This is a genomic window from Corynebacterium gottingense, from assembly GCF_003693265.1.
Classification (GTDB): domain Bacteria; phylum Actinomycetota; class Actinomycetes; order Mycobacteriales; family Mycobacteriaceae; genus Corynebacterium; species Corynebacterium gottingense.
Genome location: NZ_RDRE01000076.1, coordinates 1 through 2800, shown reverse-complemented (window position 1 = coordinate 2800; position 2800 = coordinate 1). Strand labels below are relative to the sequence as shown.

Annotated in this window: 4 protein-coding genes; 2 read left to right on the top strand and 2 right to left on the bottom strand. The window is 64.4% G+C overall.

Going from position 1 to position 2800, the window contains the following annotated elements; translation table 11 throughout:
- The coding region (locus tag EAW56_RS11580) for a DUF418 domain-containing protein (RefSeq protein WP_122086699.1) at window positions 1-218 on the top strand (218 nt) is incomplete at its 5' end.
- Window positions 193-627 carry a GNAT family N-acetyltransferase gene (locus EAW56_RS11575; protein WP_095536367.1) on the top strand — a complete coding sequence of 145 codons (435 nt, stop codon included), beginning with the start codon at window positions 193-195 and terminating at the stop codon, window positions 625-627. The genes EAW56_RS11580 and EAW56_RS11575, both read left to right, overlap by 26 nt.
- On the opposite strand, the gene EAW56_RS11570 is transcribed toward EAW56_RS11575, so the two are convergent.
- Together EAW56_RS11570 and EAW56_RS11565 are read right to left on the bottom strand one after the other, a co-directional pair.
- Window positions 624-1907: an HNH endonuclease signature motif containing protein gene (locus tag EAW56_RS11570; protein WP_122086696.1), complete on the bottom strand. Its 1284-nt coding sequence runs from the start codon at window positions 1905-1907 to the stop codon at window positions 624-626. The genes EAW56_RS11575 and EAW56_RS11570 overlap by 4 nt on opposite strands.
- Window positions 1908-2203: 296 nt before the next feature.
- Window positions 2204-2800, bottom strand: a 597-nt coding sequence (locus EAW56_RS11565; protein ID WP_208636517.1) for a BCCT family transporter, incomplete at its 5' end; no start/stop codon positions are given.

Sequence of the window (2800 nt, the reverse complement as noted above, 5' to 3'; positions counted from 1 at the left end):
TGTTAGTGTACCCGTTTAGCCTGGGCATCGGCCAGGATTGGACTATCAGCGGTAAGCTCGGCCTGAGTGCTTGCGTGTGGCTGGCCACCGTCGTGCTCGCCACGGTGCTCGAGGCAGCCGGTAAACAAGGTCCGTTCGAGTGGGCACACCGCCACGTTTCCTACGGCAAGGCAGGAAGGATTGCACCGCACCGTGATCGTGCTGAAATCGCTGGATGAGATGACCCCGCGCGAGGTCCACGCGCTGTACAAGCTCCGCGTCGACGTGTTCGTCGCCGAGCAGAATTGCCCGTACAACGAGATCGACGCGCAGGACGCGGACCCGTCGACCACGCACCTCCTCGCGCTGACTGCAGCCGGCGAGCTCGCCGGCTGCGCCCGGGTGTTCCCCACCGAGACCGGCTCGCGCTTCGGCAGGTTCGTCGTCGCCCCGGCGCACCGCGGCACCGGCCTCGGCCCCGAGATCGTGCGCACCGGGATTGAGTACACCACCCGCTGGCCGGGCGACCTGATCATCGAGGCCCAAGCCGGCCTGGTTGGCTACTATTCCCGCTACGGACTCGTCGCGGAGGGCGACGAGTTCCTCGACACCGGCATCCCCCACCGCAGGATGCGCCTAGCACGCTAAGCGCTCCCCTCGTTGAACTCGCGCAGCGTCAAGGACGCGTCGCTGCGCAGCGGTGCCTGATAGCTTTCCGCCACGAACCTGCTCCCGTCCCGAAACACGAAGTGCAAGTCGGGGCCGTCCTCCAGGATGCGAATCCACCCCTCCGAGACCATCGCATGGCACGACGAGCACAGCGGCAGCAGATTGTGCAGGTCCGTAGCGCCTCCGTCCGCCCAGTCGTGAACGTGGTGGACCTGAATGAACCTCGTATGGTCGCACCCAGGCATCGCGCAGCGCCCGCCCCACATAGTCATCAGCGCGTTGAGCTGCCCGTCCGTGGCCAGCCGCGACGCCCTCGACGTGTTGAGAATCAGGCCGTCCTTGTCCACCGTGTTCACGCGCACCATGGCGTTCGCCACCGCGTGCGCCACGCTTGCCGACGCCGCCGCGCCCCCAACCGGCAAATAGGCCCCGCCGTCAACCGTGGTCACGATGTTGACGTGCGCACCCGGGGCACGTAGCGGGTTCTTCGGGCGCGAGCGCACGATATTCACCATCCCCATGAACGCAGCGAGCATCACCTTGCCCGTGGGCATCCCGATCCCGGACGAGGTGGGCAGGTCCTCCAGCTCCTCCTCAACCGCGTCCCGGTTGACCGCATCCTGCAGGTCAACGTCGTGGTAGGCCAGTTCCCCGATCTTCAGCGCGGCCGCTACCTGCGCGCCTTCCATCGGGCTGAGGTCGGCCCACAGCCCGAAGCGTCCGTTCTTGCGCTCCGCAATCCGCACGTACGAGGACCGTGTCGGGGCATCTTCGCCTTCGTCCCTGTCCAGCAGCGCAAGCTCCGCCTCCAGCTCGTGGTAGCCGTACTTCCGTGCCATCTCCACGAGCGTCGACTCGTCGTTCTTCTTCAGGTACGGGAGGAGCAGGCGCACCTTGGAGTAGTTCACTGCGCCTTCCTGGAATGCTTCCGCGAGCAGGTGGTACGTGGTCAGCTCACGAGCGACGCGCACGTACTCGTGCGCTGTGGTCTGCGAGATCCCCAGCCGCCGCACCAGCCACCCCGCGGTTGTCCTTGCCCCGCACCTACGGGCCAGCCGCAGCGAATCAAAAATGCCAATCTGGTGCAGCAGTTGCGCTTTACAGGTGGTGATCCTGCCAAACGTGTCCTCGATGCGGGAAGCGAGCTCCGCGATCGCTTTGTCGCCGCCCGGAGAATGTTCGAAATCTTGCGCAGTATCGTCCACACTTTCGTCTGCGGTAGGTGGCTTTGGTGTGGCATCGGTGGTCGTGATCGTCATGGCACAGGCCCCTTTCGGGAGGTGGGATGGTCGAGGTTTTGGTTGTATGCAACACGGTAGCACCCCACCCGAACACGCCGTTTACCTGCTGTTATGTGCTATAACAACCGGAGATGCGGGCGTCGAGAAGCTGCCCTCAGCTCGGCAGACTCACAGAAACTACGCAATGCGCAGTTTCCTCAGCATATGTTCGAATGCGCTGCGGAACCCAAACTCCAGTTCTCCACTCACGACACGAAAAAGGCTGAGAAAACTACGCATTGCGCAGTTTTCTCAGCCTTCGGCGCCGATCGCGCCTACTTCGGGTCTTCCTGCTCGACCCAGTTCACCTTGGACCCGGTCTTCGGCTCGCCGTCGCCGGAGACCTGCACGTCCTCGCCGAGGATGAGCGACTCTTCGAGGCGCCAGGTCCCCTCCTCCGCGTCGTACTCGAACTCGGGCCGGTCGACGGGGTTGCCTTCGGAGTCGTAGCCCGGCGCGGGCTTGTTCTCGCCCTCCTCCAGCTTCTCCGCGGTGTCGGTCTTCTCCCACTGGCGGGAGCGGTAGCGGCGGGCGGCGGCGGAGTCGTCCGTCATCGCCTTGACCAGCGACCACATCATGATGAAGTACGTAATGAAGAACGGGAAGGCGATGATGATCACCACCTCCTGGAGGGCTTGGATGCCGGAGTCATTGATAAACAGCAGCGCGCCGGTCACCAGGCCGACGGCGATAACCCAGCCGACCCGGTAGAACACCGGGGACTTGTTCTCCTCGCCGGTGGCAAACATGTCCACCACCAGCGCGGCGGAGTCCATGGAGGTGACAAAGTACATCACGATGACAAACAGGGCGACCGCGCCGGTCACCGCGTACAGCGGGTACTCCGCCAGCAGCGAGAACAGGGCGCGCGG